The organism is Brevundimonas sp. P7753 (genome assembly GCF_013386595.1).
Taxonomy (GTDB): domain Bacteria; phylum Pseudomonadota; class Alphaproteobacteria; order Caulobacterales; family Caulobacteraceae; genus Brevundimonas; species Brevundimonas bullata.
In genome coordinates this window covers 1-543 of the sequence record NZ_JACARP010000168.1, presented here as the reverse complement: position 1 = coordinate 543, position 543 = coordinate 1, and the positions used below count along the sequence as shown (strand labels likewise).

General features: G+C 66.9%; 1 protein-coding gene. It reads right to left on the bottom strand.

Going from position 1 to position 543, the window contains the following annotated elements; translation table 11 throughout:
- Positions 1-23: 23 nt before the first annotated feature.
- Complete coding sequence (locus HX774_RS18745) at positions 24-356, bottom strand: DUF1491 family protein (RefSeq protein WP_114818518.1); 333 nt, start codon at positions 354-356, stop codon at positions 24-26.
- Positions 357-543: the final 187 nt, after the last annotated feature.

Genomic DNA, 543 nt, shown 5'->3' with positions numbered 1-543 from the left:
AACGGGGAGGGAGAAGGCGTCTCTCACCCCTCCTGCACCTTCTCCGTCAGGAAATGTCGGCCCTGCCGGTCCTCGATCTCGACCACCCAGAGGTCGGGATCATAGCGGCGCTGGCGCTCGATATAGGCGTCCAGTTCGCTCTCGCTGTCGCTGACGACGGGCTGGATCCACAGGGGTTCGCCGTCCATGCCGGTGGCTTCGGCGAACAGGCGCGCCGTGCGGTCGGACGTGTTGTAGGCCTTGACGATCACGGCCCCGCCGCGTGCATCCCCCTTCTTGACCACGGTGGCGTAGGCGCCTTCCAGTTCGGCGCGGCGGATCAGGGCGCCGGCCCAGACATCGGTGGAAAGAAGCAATTCGCTAACCCTGATTGGACACGAGACCGGAACCTTGCGGCCCTAGGGTCGAGCCCATGAGGATAGGCCTTTCCCCCCGTTCCGCCAGCAGAATGCTGGCCGCGACGCTCGCAGCCATGGCGCTGGCGTCGCCGGTCGGCGCGGCTGTGACCGACGCCTTCTATGACCGCGCCTTCATGCTGGCCGC